Annotated in this window: 22 protein-coding genes; 17 read left to right on the forward strand and 5 right to left on the reverse strand. The window is 45.4% G+C overall.

Annotated elements, in window-relative coordinates; genetic code table 11:
- The 6 genes from CHX35_RS04315 to CHX35_RS04340 all read left to right on the forward strand — a co-directional run.
- Positions 1-483 (forward strand): RNA-guided endonuclease TnpB family protein (locus CHX35_RS04315; protein WP_140413543.1); only part of this gene is annotated, 483 nt, incomplete at its 5' end.
- Between the two features lie 321 nt (positions 484-804).
- Entirely contained in the window at positions 805-1,113 is a 309-nt protein-coding gene (locus CHX35_RS04320) for an iron-sulfur cluster biosynthesis family protein (RefSeq protein ID WP_176391881.1), read from the forward strand.
- 13 nt (positions 1,114-1,126) lie between these two features.
- Positions 1,127-1,858 (forward strand): glycerophosphodiester phosphodiesterase, encoded by a 732-nt coding sequence (locus tag CHX35_RS04325; protein ID WP_245838637.1) that lies wholly within the window; start codon positions 1,127-1,129, stop codon positions 1,856-1,858.
- 116 nt (positions 1,859-1,974) lie between these two features.
- Positions 1,975-2,820, forward strand: a complete 846-nt coding sequence (locus CHX35_RS04330; RefSeq protein WP_091834504.1) for a deoxyribonuclease IV — start codon at positions 1,975-1,977, stop codon at positions 2,818-2,820.
- 30 nt (positions 2,821-2,850) lie between these two features.
- The gene (locus CHX35_RS04335; protein ID WP_091834507.1) at positions 2,851-3,144 is read left to right on the forward strand and encodes a YlaH-like family protein; all 294 of its coding nucleotides are present in this window, start codon (positions 2,851-2,853) and stop codon (positions 3,142-3,144) included.
- Between the two features lie 139 nt (positions 3,145-3,283).
- Positions 3,284-3,565 carry a hypothetical protein gene (locus tag CHX35_RS04340; protein WP_091834510.1) on the forward strand — a complete coding sequence of 94 codons (282 nt, stop codon included), beginning with the start codon at positions 3,284-3,286 and terminating at the stop codon, positions 3,563-3,565.
- A 14-nt stretch (positions 3,566-3,579) separates the two neighbouring features.
- Here CHX35_RS04340 and CHX35_RS04345 read toward each other — a convergent pair whose 3' ends face one another.
- Complete coding sequence (locus CHX35_RS04345; RefSeq protein WP_091834513.1) at positions 3,580-3,759, reverse strand: DUF2197 domain-containing protein; 180 nt, start codon at positions 3,757-3,759, stop codon at positions 3,580-3,582.
- A 141-nt stretch (positions 3,760-3,900) separates the two neighbouring features.
- On the opposite strand from CHX35_RS04345, the gene CHX35_RS04350 reads away from it, so the two are divergent.
- Positions 3,901-4,353, forward strand: a complete 453-nt coding sequence (locus CHX35_RS04350) for a pyridoxamine 5'-phosphate oxidase family protein (protein ID WP_245838638.1) — start codon at positions 3,901-3,903, stop codon at positions 4,351-4,353.
- Between the two features lie 68 nt (positions 4,354-4,421).
- Here the strand turns inward: CHX35_RS04350 and CHX35_RS04355 are convergent, their stop codons facing one another.
- Complete coding sequence (locus CHX35_RS04355) at positions 4,422-5,852, reverse strand: MBL fold metallo-hydrolase (protein ID WP_091834519.1); 1,431 nt, start codon at positions 5,850-5,852, stop codon at positions 4,422-4,424.
- Between the two features lie 238 nt (positions 5,853-6,090).
- Between CHX35_RS04355 and CHX35_RS04360 the strand changes: the two genes are divergently transcribed.
- On the forward strand, positions 6,091-6,732 hold the full coding sequence (locus tag CHX35_RS04360) for an MBL fold metallo-hydrolase (RefSeq protein ID WP_091834524.1): 642 nt from the start codon (positions 6,091-6,093) through the stop codon (positions 6,730-6,732).
- A gap of 98 nt (positions 6,733-6,830) precedes the next feature.
- Positions 6,831-7,043, forward strand: coding sequence for a copper ion binding protein (locus CHX35_RS04365; protein WP_091834527.1), 213 nt, complete (start codon positions 6,831-6,833; stop codon positions 7,041-7,043).
- A 34-nt stretch (positions 7,044-7,077) separates the two neighbouring features.
- Here the strand turns inward: CHX35_RS04365 and CHX35_RS04370 are convergent, their stop codons facing one another.
- Positions 7,078-7,665: a TVP38/TMEM64 family protein gene (locus CHX35_RS04370; protein ID WP_091834530.1), complete on the reverse strand. Its 588-nt coding sequence runs from the start codon at positions 7,663-7,665 to the stop codon at positions 7,078-7,080.
- 315 nt (positions 7,666-7,980) lie between these two features.
- On the opposite strand from CHX35_RS04370, the gene CHX35_RS04375 reads away from it, so the two are divergent.
- The 6 genes from CHX35_RS04375 (at position 7,981) to CHX35_RS04400 (ending at position 12,466) form a co-directional block, all read left to right on the forward strand.
- Complete coding sequence (locus CHX35_RS04375; protein WP_091834534.1) at positions 7,981-8,607, forward strand: TlpA family protein disulfide reductase; 627 nt, start codon at positions 7,981-7,983, stop codon at positions 8,605-8,607.
- Between the two features lie 28 nt (positions 8,608-8,635).
- Complete coding sequence (locus CHX35_RS04380; RefSeq protein ID WP_091834537.1) at positions 8,636-9,349, forward strand: cytochrome c biogenesis CcdA family protein; 714 nt, start codon at positions 8,636-8,638, stop codon at positions 9,347-9,349.
- Positions 9,350-9,449: 100 nt separating this feature from the next.
- Positions 9,450-9,980, forward strand: a complete 531-nt coding sequence (gene resA, locus CHX35_RS04385; protein WP_091834540.1) for a thiol-disulfide oxidoreductase ResA — start codon at positions 9,450-9,452, stop codon at positions 9,978-9,980.
- Positions 9,981-10,057: 77 nt separating this feature from the next.
- Positions 10,058-10,384 carry a rhodanese-like domain-containing protein gene (locus tag CHX35_RS04390; RefSeq protein ID WP_091834543.1) on the forward strand — a complete coding sequence of 109 codons (327 nt, stop codon included), beginning with the start codon at positions 10,058-10,060 and terminating at the stop codon, positions 10,382-10,384.
- The gene (cysK, locus tag CHX35_RS04395; protein WP_091834545.1) at positions 10,360-11,325 is read left to right on the forward strand and encodes a cysteine synthase A; all 966 of its coding nucleotides are present in this window, start codon (positions 10,360-10,362) and stop codon (positions 11,323-11,325) included. The genes CHX35_RS04390 and cysK overlap by 25 nt, the downstream gene beginning before the upstream one ends.
- Positions 11,326-11,341: 16 nt before the next feature.
- Positions 11,342-12,466: a class I SAM-dependent methyltransferase gene (locus CHX35_RS04400; RefSeq protein ID WP_091834548.1), complete on the forward strand. Its 1,125-nt coding sequence runs from the start codon at positions 11,342-11,344 to the stop codon at positions 12,464-12,466.
- 88 nt (positions 12,467-12,554) lie between these two features.
- Here the strand turns inward: CHX35_RS04400 and CHX35_RS04405 are convergent, their stop codons facing one another.
- Entirely contained in the window at positions 12,555-12,782 is a 228-nt protein-coding gene (locus CHX35_RS04405) for a DUF2626 family protein (RefSeq protein ID WP_091834551.1), read from the reverse strand.
- A 196-nt stretch (positions 12,783-12,978) separates the two neighbouring features.
- Here CHX35_RS04405 and CHX35_RS04410 point away from each other — a divergent pair, with 196 nt between their 5' ends.
- Positions 12,979-13,755: an enoyl-CoA hydratase/isomerase family protein gene (locus tag CHX35_RS04410; RefSeq protein WP_091834553.1), complete on the forward strand. Its 777-nt coding sequence runs from the start codon at positions 12,979-12,981 to the stop codon at positions 13,753-13,755.
- A gap of 197 nt (positions 13,756-13,952) precedes the next feature.
- Positions 13,953-14,576 (forward strand): RsfA family transcriptional regulator, encoded by a 624-nt coding sequence (locus CHX35_RS04415; protein WP_091834557.1) that lies wholly within the window; start codon positions 13,953-13,955, stop codon positions 14,574-14,576.
- Positions 14,577-14,622: 46 nt separating this feature from the next.
- Here CHX35_RS04415 and CHX35_RS04420 read toward each other — a convergent pair whose 3' ends face one another.
- On the reverse strand, positions 14,623-15,102 hold the full coding sequence (locus tag CHX35_RS04420; RefSeq protein ID WP_245838639.1) for an N-acetyltransferase: 480 nt from the start codon (positions 15,100-15,102) through the stop codon (positions 14,623-14,625).
- Between the last annotated feature and the right edge of the window lie 306 nt (positions 15,103-15,408).

The following is a 15,408-nucleotide window of genomic DNA, read 5'->3' on the forward strand; positions in this document are numbered from 1 at the left end:
GCCCACGCGCAACGGATCATGAGCCGTCGCACCAAGGGGGGTGCCAACTGGCACAAAGCACGGGTGAAGGTTGCCCGCATTCATGAGAAGATCGTAAGTGCTCGCCATGACTTTCTCCATAAACTGTCTTCGAAGCTGATTCGTGAAAACCAAACGATCTGCATCGAAGACCTTGGTGTCAAGAACATGGTGAAGAATCACAAGTTAGCCAAATCGATCACGGATGCATCCTGGTCGGAGTTTGTCGCCATGCTCACCTACAAGGCAGAATGGCATGGACGAAACGTGGTGAAGGTGGGGAAACAGTTCCCTTCCAGTCAGCTATGCTCATCCTGTGGCTACCGCAATAAGAACGTAAAAAACCTCAACCTACGAGAATGGACATGTCCTACGTGCCACTCCCATCATGATCGAGACATCAATGCATCGAAGAACATTTTGCAAGAAGGACTTCGATTACTTGCCGTTGGGACGACGGTTTAAGCTTGGATTTGATCCTGTCAGTCGATGGGAGCTTCCAAGAATCCCCCACCTCTTAGCGTTAGCGTAGGTGGGGGAGGTTCAATGGGGATGCCTATACAAAACGGATCATTAGCCGCTTAACAGGTGAAGCACCGCTATCCTACGAGGAAGTGCGAAGCCAAGGGTTGCTTGCTTTTTCTGACGTTGAGGATTTACAACTTTTCCACGCTTTGTTGGTTGAGCTAGGGAAGGAACATTGTCAGAAACGACAACCTGATTGTCAGCGATGTCCTTGTAAGAAAAGTTGTGTATACTACAAAAATGAATGGGAGGATGGAGGGAATGGTGATTCACATCGATGGGCAGACAAGCAAAGCTCTCCATCAAAAAAGGCCAGAAGAGACCGCCGCTCTTCGGCTTGCTGTTATGAATGAAGGCTGTGGTTGCGGCGGGGATATCTGGTTTGAAATGAATTGGGATCATCCCCAGATGGATGATATAGCGATCCACCATACCCCTATACAGGTGGTGCTGGATCCTCAAAGCAGTGAGTACTTTGATCAAGATCTATTCTTGCGTTATGTCGCCATAAATGATTCGTTTTCACTATCGAGTAAAAATCAAATCTACTTACATCATATCCATTTATAGAAGGAGAATTTGTGTGGCTATACAAATTTATGCGCACCGCGGTTATTCCGCAATTGCACCTGAAAATACGATGATTGCTTTTCAAAAAGCAGTGGATGCAGGGGCTCATGGGTTGGAATTGGATGTCCATTTGACGAAGGATCATGAAATGGTCGTTATCCACGATGAAACCCTTCAACGGACGACCAATGGGCGTGGTCGGGTGAGGAACCTATCACTTGAGGAGGTTCGCCGTGTTGATGCAGGGAGTTGGTTTGGAGATGACTTTCAGGGAGAGAGGGTTCCTCTATTATCTGAAGTAGTTGCTCTTGCTGCGAGAGATGGTCTGTCTCTTAATATTGAATTGAAAAATAATAAGATTGCCTATGAAGGTCTAGAGAGACAAGTCATTGCGATGCTAGAGGATTATGACATGATTAATCAAACCGTCATCTCCTGCTTCGACCATTATAGTCTGCGGAGAGTCAAAGAGGTTTGTCCAAAAGTGGATACGGCGATCCTTTATATGGCGAACCTCTTTGAGCCATGGGAATATGCTCGTCACGTTGGGGTTACATCGATTCATCCCTATCGACCCACGGTGACCAGGGAGATGCTGACAAAATCCCACGCGCTAAATCTTCCGGTACGTCCCTTTACTATCAATCAGGAGAAAGAAATGCGCCGGCTTATCGATATGGGTGTGGATGCACTGATCACGGATAACGTAAAAGAAGCATTGAATGAGCTAAAAAACAGGGGATGATTTCCACCTTTGGATGGGTTCAGTTGCACCTTGTCCGTACAAAATGGTATGATGGCGATGATTCGTGAAGCGCCCGCAGTGATGTGTGGCGCTTCTTTCTGTAAGGGGTGAAAAGGATGAAATTAGGTTGTCATGTGAGTGTTGCGAAAGGGTTTTCGAAAGCCTGCCAGCAAGCTTCTACATTAGGTGCAGCGTCATTTCAAGTGTTTACGAAAAACCCACGTGGTTTGCGTCCTAAAAAAGTGGATTATGCCGATGCAGAAAAAGGGGTGGCTTTTTGCCGTGAAAACGGAATTACCCTGGTTGCGCATACTCCCTATATTACCAATCTCTCGACTCCAAAGGCTGATCTGCATGAGGTGACGGTTCGTTCAATTAAAGAAGACCTCCATATTGCAGAATCCTATGGAGCGGTGGGAGCGGTTGTTCATTGTGGAAAGCATGTCGGTGAAGGAGAAGAAGAAGGGACTCGCCGCATGGTAGAAACCTTGAATGAAATCCTTGCGGATTATGAAGGCGATACCCTCCTATTACTTGAAAATACGGCTGGACAAGGTACTGAACTCGGGCTTGCGATTGAAGATCTCGTGAAAATTCGAGAGGCGACGGATGTTCCCGACAAAATTGGCTTTTGTTTTGATACATGTCATGGGTTTGCTTCTGGCGCATGGAATTTGGAGACCTTTGACGAAATGGTTAAGACAATGGAAGAGACCGGTTACTTAAAAAGTCTAGTGGCCATTCATTTTAATGATAGTAAAGTGCCATTTCAATCCCGCAAAGATCGTCATGAAAAGATCGGTAAGGGTGAAATTGGTGCTGAGGCCTTAACTCGCTTTCTTCATTGTGAGCAATTCGAGGGGCTCCCTATTATATTAGAAACGCCCGTAGAAAAAGAAGAGGAATATGCTGAGGAAATTCAATATTTGCATCAACTGAAACAAGAAGCGACCACCCATTAATCATCGAAGCGAATAAGGAGGGAAGTTGAAGTGGAAGGAATTAATGAATGGTTTCGAGGGGAACCACTGCTTTCTTACCTGATAATCCTTGTCTTAACCGGTGTGATCTATAAAGTCGCTTTTGCTCGCCGTCTGCCGGTTTTAAAAGCAGCCTTAGTATATGTGGCCTTAGCATTGGGTTGTGTTCTTTTTTGGGTACTCTTTTTATTGAAGTTCCCCATCCTGGAGATCTTATCGATCACGGTGGTGTTAATTGCGATTGCTCGTATACGTATGGGAATGAATCATCGCAAAGAACAGGAAGATTCATCTTCCATGTCCTAGAAAAGAGAACCGAGGGAGCCTACTCCCTTCTCCTTTATTGTTGTTTTATTCAGTATTTAATTGATCTCCTTGGTTTTTGGATACCCATAGGGGATGAATGCTCAATTGATCGCGGGTCAAAAAGGGGAGGAAAAACACGGTGCGATTCGAGGATACCTTATTTAATTGGTTACAGATTCGTTTAGTGTGGAATGCTCGTCCAAAGGATGGCTCTGCCGAGGAGACTGTCCGCTTTTTTGAGCAGATGCTCACTGAAGATCATGGAGTGAGGGAGCTCTCCCTTACGATGGAAGCGGATCAGTATCGCATCAGTTGGCAGAAAGAAGATGGAGAAGAAGCGCGATTATATGATCGCAAGCAAGCGGAGTCGCTATTACAAAGTATTGAGGCAGAGCCCCGATATAATGCGACTTGGGAATGATGGGCGACACCATGTTAAAGGTGTGGTAGGGTTGGCTTGATTTGAATGGGATGGGGAGATGCCTCTGCCTTTTTACCGATACGTTCATGACAGGTAGGGCAAAGGAAGATACGATGGGGATGTTTACGAATCTTCTTGGCTTGAATTGGAGTGGGTGCAAAGGTTTGTTCGCATAGAATACAGGGTATGATCACCGTAAGTTCCTCCTTTCAATGAGGGGAGATTGTCGAAGGTGATACAAAACGGATGGTTTGCTGTTTCGGATACCCTTACCCAGTATACACGGATTCGTGGGTAAGAGAAAACCCATGCAGTTGCCAAGGAGGGATTTAGGGATGGCTGAATTGATTTCAGATACGTTGACAAATTCCCTCATGGATAAACTACAAGGAGTACAGTATTCCCTTTTCGCAACGATCGATCATGAAACAGGATCACCCGCTGTCAATGCAATTTCTTGGATCTATGCCTTGAATTCTCGGCGGATACGCATCGCTGTGGGTCATCGGTCTCGAATGCTTGAACATGTTAAAAGGAATCCGGCGGTGGCAGTGACTCTGATTGGTCCCGATACGACCTATGAGATTACGGGTAGGGCTTCCATCACAGAAGTCCCAATGACCGATGTTTCCATTAAATTAGCCTGTATTGAAATTGAAGTAGAGGCGGTCAAGAATGTCATGTATTTTGGCGCTAAAATTGTACAAGGAGTGGAGTGCGCCAAAACCTATGATCAGGAGAAGGCAGATCAGTTAGACCAACAAGTGCTTTCCGCTTTAAAAAAATGACTTAATAAATCAAACACCCCTTCCCATGCCATGGGAAGGGGTGTTTGATGATAAGTATTGGAGGAACGTTACGAGGAGGGAGTGTGAATGGGTTGTTCCGTAACCAAGTGTTCCTCTACCCACCGATCCCAACCTCCGCGAAGGTTGATCACATCATACCCTTTGGCTTGTAACAAGCTGGAGGCGATGGCTGACCGTCCTCCTGACTTGCATTGCATAAGAAGGGGTTGACCCGTTGGTAATTGATGAAGGTGTTGACAGAGAGTAGCCAGGGGAAGGTGAAGGGCATTAGGTAGATGACCGTTTTGCCACTCGGTATGCGTTCGCACATCGATTACCTGGATATCCTCTTGTTGAACATATTGAACAATATCCTTGGGTTCTACATCCCGCGTGGTTTCAAGGTCTTCACGAGGGAATTGCGTTAATTCAGATGTTAAAAGAATGCCGGCAATTTGTTGATCCAGCCCAATCATGGCGAGGTCACGTTCAATTTGCTTTTCGCGCTTTTCTTCGACGATGAGAACGAGTGGGGGAGCATTCTCTAAAAGCCAGCCAGCCCATTGGACAAAGGATCGATTATGGGGTAGACACAGTGATCCTTTAATATGCCCGCGAAGGAACTCCCCAGCTGGACGGGTATCCACAAGGTAGAAACCGTCCTTTCCAAAATCGAGTTGGCGTAAATCTTCTGTTTTAAAATGATCGGGTTTTGGCCGTTCACGTAGTAAGGGGAGTGATTCGCAATTCCATTTTTTCATGCGGGAGAAGTAGGGGGGTGGCATAGGTTGGTCGGTTTGAATGTTTTTGATGAACGATGAGCGGGTAGGTTCTTGAAAGACCCAATTGGTATGCTTTTCATATCCCAATGTGGACATCGGTAGGGAGCCTAATGCTTTCCCACAAGCACTTCCTGCCCCATGAGAGGGCCAGATTTGTAGGTAGTCCGGAAAGGTTTGTATCCGCTGGATGGAATGGTAGAGGGCTTGAGCACCGATGTCAGAGCTTCCTTTTATCCCTACTGCTTTTTCAAGTAGATCAGGACGACCCGCGTCCCCAACAAACAGAAAATCACCACTAAACAGACCAAGAGGGGGACTGGTTTTGTTTTGAGACAGTAAGAAGGAGAGATGTTCAGGTGTGTGACCGGGTGTATGAAGCGCCTGGATATACAATTCACCGACTGTGAACGAATCATTATCACGTAAAAAGTGGTGAGAATGATCCTTTGCCCAGCGATACCCCCCCTCTTCTCCTTCCCCCGAAAGATAAAGGGTGCCTTGCGTTCGATCAGCGAGTTCCCTAGCTCCTGAAAGGAGATCCGCATGAATATGGGTTTCTGCAATCGCTGTGATCTGCATTCCTTCCCGATGGGCTAATTCAAGGTAGGGAGTAATATCGCGACTAGGATCGACAATGAGGGCTTGTTTGGTAGTGGAACAACCGACGAGATAGGATGCATGAGCCAGGGGTTCATAAAAAAAACGATGAAAATACAAAGAGTTTCCTCCTTTGTTGGACGGATTTTTTCCGGAAGGGGTCCATGATACAATCTATGGGAGGTTATTCACAGGTATCCCTTTATTCGTATCAGGGATGTCAGGAGGCCCTCCTTGCGATTTCGATAAGTCCTTTGGATAATCCTGTGGGAACGATAAGAACAATGGCGTTGATTTGGATTGATCTCAGCTTCCGTGTAGAATGAGGGAGAACTCATTCGGAGAGGTGGTTTATACCTTGATCCAAGTAGAAAGTTTTACGTTAGGCCCTGTGATGACCAATTGCTATCTGTTATACCGTGAACAGGGAGGAGAAGGGGTTGTCATTGATCCAGGTAGTGGCCCCGATGCTTTGCTCAAACGGATTGCCGAATTAAAACTTGCTGTAAAAGAAATTTTACTTACCCATGCTCACTTTGATCATATCGGGGGCGTAGAAGCGGTGAGAGATGCCACCGGTGCTACGGTGACCATCCACGATTTGGAGACGGATTGGATGACAAATGCCCAGTTAAATGGTTCTGGGTTGTTTCCAGGAGTGCCGGAAGTACGTTGTCGACCAGCCGATCGGGTATTGTATGGCGGGGAGACACTGTCCATTTTAGGTGAAACCGTAAAGGTTATTCATACCCCAGGCCACTCGCCAGGAAGTCTGACCTATCTCTTCAAAGGGATGGTTTTTAGCGGGGATGTATTATTTGCAGGGTCAATTGGTCGGACGGATTTACCGGGTGGAGATTATCAAACCTTAATGCAAAGCATTCATGATCGTTTAATGGAATTGCCAGAAGAGACGGTCGTATACTCGGGACATGGGCCCATGACGACTGTTGGCAGGGAGCAAGAGTCCAATCCCTTTGTGACAGGAATGATTGGCTGAGAGCTAATCGTGCTGGGGATCGTCTCGATAATGAAGTAGTGGGTTACACTACGTGATAGTCAACATAGGGAAATGCCCTTAATTAAGGAGGTTTGATTATGGCAACCACTGTATTTAAAGTAAAGGGAATGTCTTGCGATCATTGTAAAAAAGCAGTGACAGAAGCGTTAGAAAAGATCGCTGGTGTAGAGAGTGTTACCGTCGATCTCGAGAATGGAGTTGCTGTCGTAACCCATCAAGATGATACGGTTGAATACAAGAAAATGAAGGATGCGATTGAAGAACAAGGATATGAAGTAGAAGAAGGTTAAAAAACCAGGGCTGGCTAAAGGAGAAATCATGCCTTTAGTCAGCCCTGGTTTTTGCTTCGGATGGTCGTTTGGTATCATTTTTAGTGGTTCGCCATATCCAATAGGCAAGGGTAAGAGAAAGTAACAATAGCAGAAGGCGAATTCCATTTTCTTGGATATGCAAGATATCATAGCTGATTAGAACCTCGAAACCGATAGAAGGTATTTTCCCAAGAAAGGTCGCAAGGAGAAAGAGGAGAAAGGGGACACCTGAGAGTGCTGCCAAGAAATTGATGATGCCAGAGGGTACCATGGGAGTGAGTCGAGCAACGAATAGGGATTGGAACTGTCGACGCTTGGACAGTTTTTGAAGTGTTCTCATCCAGTGCCAGTCAAGTGATTGCTTGCGTTGGAAATACTTCCAGCCTCTGCGGTAAAGAAAAAAGGCAAGCGTTGCTCCAATAACTTCACCAATCCAAGAAATCACGCCTCCAAAGATGGGCCCCCATAAAAGTACGTTGGCTCCAGTGATGAGTACACTTGGGACCACGCCAAGAATATTCATGATTGCGTTAATCATAATGCTGAGAGGGATGGCATACACTCCCCATTGGATAAGCCAATCAGCGGTTTGTTGTGTCATGGATCCTCCATTTCCAAAGGTGAAGTCATTTCAGTAAAATGGTTTGATTAATGAGAAGAGATTGAACCTATCATATAGGGTTCGGTCGATGTTGCCAAGTGCCAAACCAAGCAAATGGCTTGATGGTAGGAAAGGGGTAGCGATATATTGTTGTGATGAAAGAAGATGTTTTGCCCTGATCGGATCAAGGGCGTTCTAATATGACACCTTTTCATGGCATGACTGGACGAAGGTGATGTCTTCTCTTGAGTTCGGTTATAATGAGAAAGATTAGTCAGGAAATGTGTAGCCTTTTTATTTTATGGAGGGATCGTCATGGGTCAGGGTGTGAAACGATATAAAAATGTGATGATTGGCAGCTTGTTGGTGATTGCATTGGGGATCGCCTTATGGACAGGATTGCCAAAAGAGAAAAAGGGCATGAATTCTCAGCAAGCCAAGGCAGTCCATTCTTCTTCCACGAAGGAAGCAGAAAAAGGGAATGCGGAATCCCGTTTGTTTGGAGAGAATCAGCTAGTACGTGCATCGGAGGGGAAGCAACTGCCTAATATTACACTTGCGACGATGGACGGAAAGCATGCCAAACTGATCCCTGGCAAAAAACCAACGTTGATTAACCTTTGGGCAAGTTGGTGCCCCCCTTGTCAAGAAGAAATGCCTCATTTACAAAAGGCATATAATCAATATAACGATCAAATGAATTTTAGTATGGTGAATTTAACAAAGCTAGATTCGGTGAAGAAGGCGAAGGAATATCTAAAACAAGGGAACTATACCTTTCCTGTACTCTTGGACGAGCATGGAGATGTCGGTGAGGCACTGGAAGTGATTAATATTCCACAAACCTATATTGTAGATAAAGATGGTGTGATTCTCTACCATATCAATGGTATGTTAAACAAGGAGCAGTTGAATTATCTATTAAAGAAAATTACCTCGTGATCAACGAGGTATGAGTGGAGGGATGTAAGTGGCAGATATTAATCTTGGCGTAGCATTTGGTGCAGGCATTCTCTCATTTATATCCCCTTGTTGTTTGCCTTTATATCCATCCTACTTATCCTACATAACAGGGGTATCCGTTAGTGAATTACAAGATGAAGAGCGATCATCCGCATTGAAACGAAGTACCATGTTTCATACTTTGTTTTTTATCCTGGGTTTTTCGCTTATTTTTTTCGCTCTCGGGTTTACTGCAAGTTGGTTGGGGGAGATTTTCACTCACTATCGAGAGTTAATAAGAATGCTCGGGGGCGTATTAATTGTCGCGATGGGACTTTTTTTGCTAGGAATCTTTCAACCGACATTCCTCATGCGATCAAAACGGTTAGAGGTAGGCGGACGGCGTTTTGGGTATCTTGGGTCTCTCTTGATCGGAATTGGTTTTGCAGCAGGATGGACACCATGTGTCGGTCCAATTTTAGTGGGAGTGTTATCCTTAGCCGCAGCTCATCCAGCAGCAGGAGTGGGTTATATTAGCGCATACACCCTCGGGTTTGCAATTCCCTTTTTTGTCATGGCCTTCTTCATTGGACGCACTCGTTGGATACTTAAGTATTCTGAACCTTTGATGAAAATCGGAGGAGCATTGATGATCCTCATGGGTGTGCTCCTTTATTTTGATCAAATGACAGTCATTACGATTTGGTTATCGGATCTCTTTGGAGGATTTCAAGGGTTTTAAAGGGGTTGAATTCTTTTCATTGCATGAACATCCCTTACCTAAGTAACAAGGGACTTATCCTATCCGAGTACATTATCGGGGACAAAGTAGGTGAATCATTATGAACAAAAAGACACGATTTTGGGTGCGTCGGGTGGTGATGCTTACCTTAATCGTTTTAATTGGGTATGCGTTGTGGCAGGGATTGGATACAGACAAGAAAAAGGCTCCTGAGGTGGGTGACAAAGCGCCAAACTTCACTTTGAAAACACTGGATGGCAAAAAATTAACCTTAGATGATTTCCATGGGAAGCCAGTGCTTCTTAATTTTTGGGCAAGCTGGTGTAAGCCGTGTGAAGCAGAGATGCCAGCTATTCAGAAGGTGTATGAAAAGTATAAGGATCAAGGGTTTCAAGTCGTGGGGGTAAACATTGCTGAAACTGAAGTCGCTGTTTCAGGGTTTACAAGGGAGTTAGCTATCACCTTTCCCGTCGTACTGGATAGGGATCGGGTGGTCACCAAACGCTATGATGTTGGTCGGCTTCCAGCTACCTATCTCATCGATCGAAATGGGAAAATTATTCGTAAAATGAAGGGTCAGATGTTGGAGGAAGAAGTTGATGGCTATGCAAAGGAAGCCCTTTCCAAGTGAAGGGGTTTTCCTTTATTTTCGTGGTGAATCGGTCATGGTATCATTAGGGGAAGGTAAATTTCGAGGAGGCGAAAACGATGTCTGAACAACCTTATACAAATAAGGAAGCGCGAGAATTGGGCGAATCCTATATGGAGAATAAAAAACGTTTTGTTTGGGTCGATGTTAGAACCGAGGAAGAGTTTGCAGAAGGTCATATACCAGAATCGATTCATATCCCTTTTGATGAGATGGAGGAACGACATTCGGAATTGGCAGGAGTGAAGGCGCAGGATATTATGTTGATTTGCCGGAGTGGTCGTCGCAGTGTGGTAGCTGCCCATATTCTAGCGGAGGAGGGCTTTCAAAACCTCTTTAACCTAAAAGGAGGCATGCTCGAATGGACGGGACCCACGGAGAAGTAACCGATTCCTCGGATTTGCAAAAACCACATAGAGCAACATGGATTACCGATCTAGTGGGGCGAACCCCCCTTGTGCGATTGAATCGATTAACACAGGAGCAGGATGCAACCGTTTTTGTGAAGCTGGAGTCCTTTAATCCAGGGGGGAGTGTAAAGGATCGCACTGCCCTAAATATGATTGAATGGGCAGAACGAGAAGGGCACTTAAAACCTGGTTATACGATCATCGAGCCGACAAGTGGTAATACAGGAATTGGTCTTGCTCTGGTGGGTGCTACGCGAGGATATCGTACCATGTTGGTCATGCCAGATACCATGAGTGGCGAGCGAATCAATATTTTAAAAGCGTATGGTGCAGAGGTGATTCTTTCACCGGGTGGAGAGAGAATGCCTGGTGCGATCCGTAAAGCGGAAGAGATGTTGGCATCCATGCCAAATAGCTTTATGCCCCTTCAATTTGAAAATCTGGCGAATCCCGATGTCCATCGTCGAACAACGGCACAGGAAATTCTTACTCAGATGGACAGTGACCTGGATGCTTTTGTTGCCACTGCAGGCACTGGCGGAACGATTACTGGGACAGGAGAGGTACTAAAAGCTCATAACCCCAGTATGTTTGTTGCTGTTGTCGAGCCAGAGGCTTCGCCTGTATTAGCCGGTGGAAAACCTGGAACGCATAAAATTCCAGGTACCAGTCCAGGGTTTATTCCAGCGATTTTAAATCAAGGCGTATATGACGAAATTTTTCACGTGAAGGATGAGGATGCGGCCGAAACAGCAAGGCAAATGGCGAGAAAAGAAGGGATTTTAGTGGGGCCTTCCTCAGGTGCATCGATTTGGACGGCGCTTCAAATCGCCCGTCGTTTAGGCAAGGGTAAACGCGTGGTTTGTATTGCTCCAGATACCGGAGAACGATATCTTAGCACGGATTTATTTACGTGAGATTGAGGCGAGGCTGTTGGGTGATGAGCTAGTGGAGGCAATTACAGCTGAAGTGATGGATTCCGTAGATCATCGAATCCCCTTTGCTCGTTTTATGGAACGAGCACTCTATCACCCTGAGCAGGGTTATTATCAGAGGGATCGACAGAAGATAGGGCGTGAGGGGGATTTTTACACCAGTACGCAAGTGGGAGATCTATTTGGAATTGCCATTGGGCGAGGATTGAATATCCTTGCACAAAATTTCCCCCTCGACCAGCCCTGGTCGGTGATCGAGGTTGGTGGTGGAGATGGCCGATTGATGGAGGGTGTCGTCCAGGTGTTAGCACGAAAAGAGAAGGTAGCTCAACCGAGGATCTGGATGATTGAGAGCAGTCCTTATCACCGGCGTCTCCAGCGAGAACGGCTATCAGAGGCTCCTTTATCGGTTAAGTGGGTCTCCAAAATTGAGGAGATCCCTCAATACCCTACCATCGTTCTTAGCAATGAGTTAATCGATGCCTTGCCATTTCATCGATTACGTTGGCGAAATGGAGACTGGCGTGAAATTTGGGTGAGTGTGGATCAAGAACGCTCTCGTTTTGTTGAGGTAGAAGGTCCTGTTTCCGAGGAACAGATCCACCATATGGCCAAGGAAAAAGAAAGAATCCGCCTTCCTGAAGAAGGGGATGAGATCGAAATTTCGTTGTCCGGTCGAACCTGGATACAAAACGTGGGGAGTTGGTTACACCAAGGGTTTATCCTTACCATTGATTATGGGGGGATCGATGAAGAGATCCGTGAGTTAAGTCGAGGTACCGGAACTACGAGAGGCTTTCAAAAGCATCGTATTGTTGAGGATATCCTTGCTTCTCCTGGTGAAATCGACCTCACTGCTAATGTATCCTTTACGTCCTTACAAACGTGGGGGGAAGAAGTGGGTCTCCGATCTTATTGGTATGGGAGTCAATCCCACTATTTATTAGAAACAGGAATCCTCGATGAGGTTTCATTTGGGCAGGATACAGATCCTTTTAGCAACGAAGCGAAGCGTCGCCGTGCTTTTAGGCAGCTGGCTTTACCTGGGGGAATGGGGGATTCCTATCGTGTTCTTATCCAAGCGAAGGGGATTCAATCGAAGGATGTATCGGTTCGCAGGTAGGTGTCAATCGAAGCGTAATCCCTTCAATGAGCGAGATTCATGAAAGAAGCTCCTCGTAAACGAGGAGCTTCTTTCATGGAAAACGCTTTCAACCTACTTGGAAAAAAGACCAGTAGACGATTCCAATAAAGGCCAGTACCATATAGCTACCAAACATGAGCATATAAGTACGTTCCGTGTAGCGCATATAGCCCAACACGATAAAAAGTGCAGCCTGGAAGAAGAAGAGGCCAGCAATGATGTTCATGTGACCGGCCATAAACATCAGGCCTATAACAATGCACCAGAAACCTAAAACACGAAACATGCGGTCCATGTACAGCCCACTCCTTTAAGCCAACATTATCAGTGGTTATTACGTTAAAGCCGAAGTGCATGCGTATCCTCCATCATGAATGAGGATTTTTGCTCTGCGCGTCAACAAACATTATAACCTTCTGAATTTGTCTGTTCAAGCATTTGTAGTTTGTGTCAATAACGGATCAAGAATTCCAAGGATGGGAGAATAATCGATGAAGACGCTCCAGGTATGGAAACAGAATGAGGTGGGCTGGGTTCAATTTTATCGCCCCCATGTACGAAATGCAGTCAATCAACGGATGATGGACGAGTTAGAAAGCCATTTAGATATCGTAAAAGCGGATAACGAAGTGAAGGTTCTTGTGTTCACTGGAGATGAGCAAACTTTTGTGTCAGGAGGAGACCTAGAGGAATTTCATCGTTTGACGAAGGAAGAGGAAGTTTTCCCAGTGATGCATCGAATGGGGCAATTATTGGAACGAGTCAGAAATATAGGGAAGCCGACAATTGCTGCGATAGGGGGGGTAGCTGTTGGAGGTGGTTGTGAAATTGCTGCCAGTTGTGATTTTCGACTGGCAGCAGAGGGTACAACCCTTGGGTTTATTCAATCCACATTGGGAATTACGCCAGGGTGGGGGGGTGGTACTCGTTTACTTGAGGAGTTGCCACGGAGTCAAGCCTTGTTTTTATTATTGAGTGGCAAGCGAGTAAAAGCATCCCAGCTTTATGAGTGGGGTTGGCTTCATGCTTTATATCCCCAGGATGAATTTATCAAGGGAGTACAAGATTTTGCTGAAAGCGTTGCACAAGCCCCACTTCCTACAATTCAGGCGCTGATCTCCCTTGCAAACGACAGCAGAAATGGTGTCAGTCGCGATCAGCTCATTCGGGATGAAGCACGTCACTGTGCGAAACTGTGGGAATCGGATGAGCATCATCAAGCAGTCGAAGCATTTTTGACAAGAACGCGAGGAAGAAAAAATTCATAGGTTGTCAATTATTCAATAGGGACGGTAGACACCGTCCTTTTTCTTATGGATGAGCGGCTTACGTATAGGAGAAACCGGTTTCGGATATAAAAATACTAGTTACATATACTACGATTTATACCAAATGCATACAGATAGAACAACTGGACGTCTGTGGATGCTTACGGTGTGAACAAGGATTGGAGGTAATGACGCTCATGGCTGTGAAAAGGCAGGATGCATGGACCCCAGAAGATGATATGGTGTTGGCGGAAGTGACTCTACGACATGTTCGAGAAGGTAGTACTCAGTTAAATGCGTTTGAAGAAGTTGCCGAAAAATTGGGCAGAACACCAGCAGCATGTGGATTTCGATGGAATAGCCTTGTTCGAAAAAAGTATGAAGCAGCCCTTCAAATAGCAAAATCCCAGCGGCAACAACGGAATCAAGAGCGAACGGTGCATACGCGAAATCGGTTGGTGACAGATGGGTTTCAGGTACAGAATGATCGCAGTAGTTCCCTAGACTCGATTATCCGTTATTTACGACAACACAAATCGGAAGTCCTTGAGATGAGAAAACGACAGCAGGATCTTGAAAAAGAAATCGAAGATCAGGAAAAAGAAATTGAAAAATTATCCCGTGAAAATGAGGATATGAAAGGTCGATTAGATCTTGTTCAAACGGATTACCGGGTGGTGAATGATGATTATAAAGCATTGATTCAAATTATGGATCGTGCCCGTAAGTTGGCCATTCTTGATGAAGAAGACGAGAATGCGATGAAAACCCGCTTTCGGATGGAAGCGAATGGAAACCTAGAGCGTGTTGATAAAGGATGATAAACAAAAACCCCCGATGGAGGGGGCTTTTGTTTGGAAACCAGGATCATTCGGATTCTTGTAGGGTTACTCCAGAGGGAAGCCAAACGAAGGGGTTCTCCCCGCGATCGCGTACTGGATCATAATTGACCGGTTGAAAACCCATTTTCAACCAAAATTCATTGGATCGACAACGGGCATTCGTCTTAATCGGCAGACGAAGGCTTTTCGCGTGTTCAACAAGAAGTGTTCCGAGGTTTAATTCACGATATTGTGGCAGCACTTCTAATTTCCAGAGTTCAAAGTAGTCCTGGGGAGGATTAAAAAAGCGATCGTATTTTGCATCGATGCGATACAGACTAATTCGGGCAATCAACTTCCCTTGATCGTAGATCCCATAAAAGGGAGAGTTGCTGTTATTTTCAACAATATTGTCTTGGAGGTCTTCTAGCATGGACAATTCCTGCAGACCATATTCGCGAAATTTTTGAAACTCTTCCAATGTCTTATAGTTAATTTTTAATCGTTCAACATGGTATTCGCTCAAGGTTTTAACTCCTTTCTTCTCACTATCACTTGTCTCTATTATACATGATGGAGATCGCTTTGAAGAGGGTGCGATTTTTTGATAAGCATATGGGGAAAGGGTTTCCATGCAATGATTAAATACTATTCGTTAGTCTAACCGTGTGATCGTTGTGATAAAAATTATCCGATGAGAAGGGATTGGCCCGGAAATTGTCGAAAGGTTGTTTTGGATCTCAGCGTTCTAGTGATTCAAAGGACGGGATCTCTTTCTATGTCCGGGTACTTTTTACCGGATGCAACTGGGTGACAGTGAGGAGAGACAGGA

The sequence above is a fragment of the Marininema halotolerans genome, assembly GCF_900116235.1.
GTDB lineage: Bacteria > Bacillota > Bacilli > Thermoactinomycetales > DSM-45169 > Marininema > Marininema halotolerans.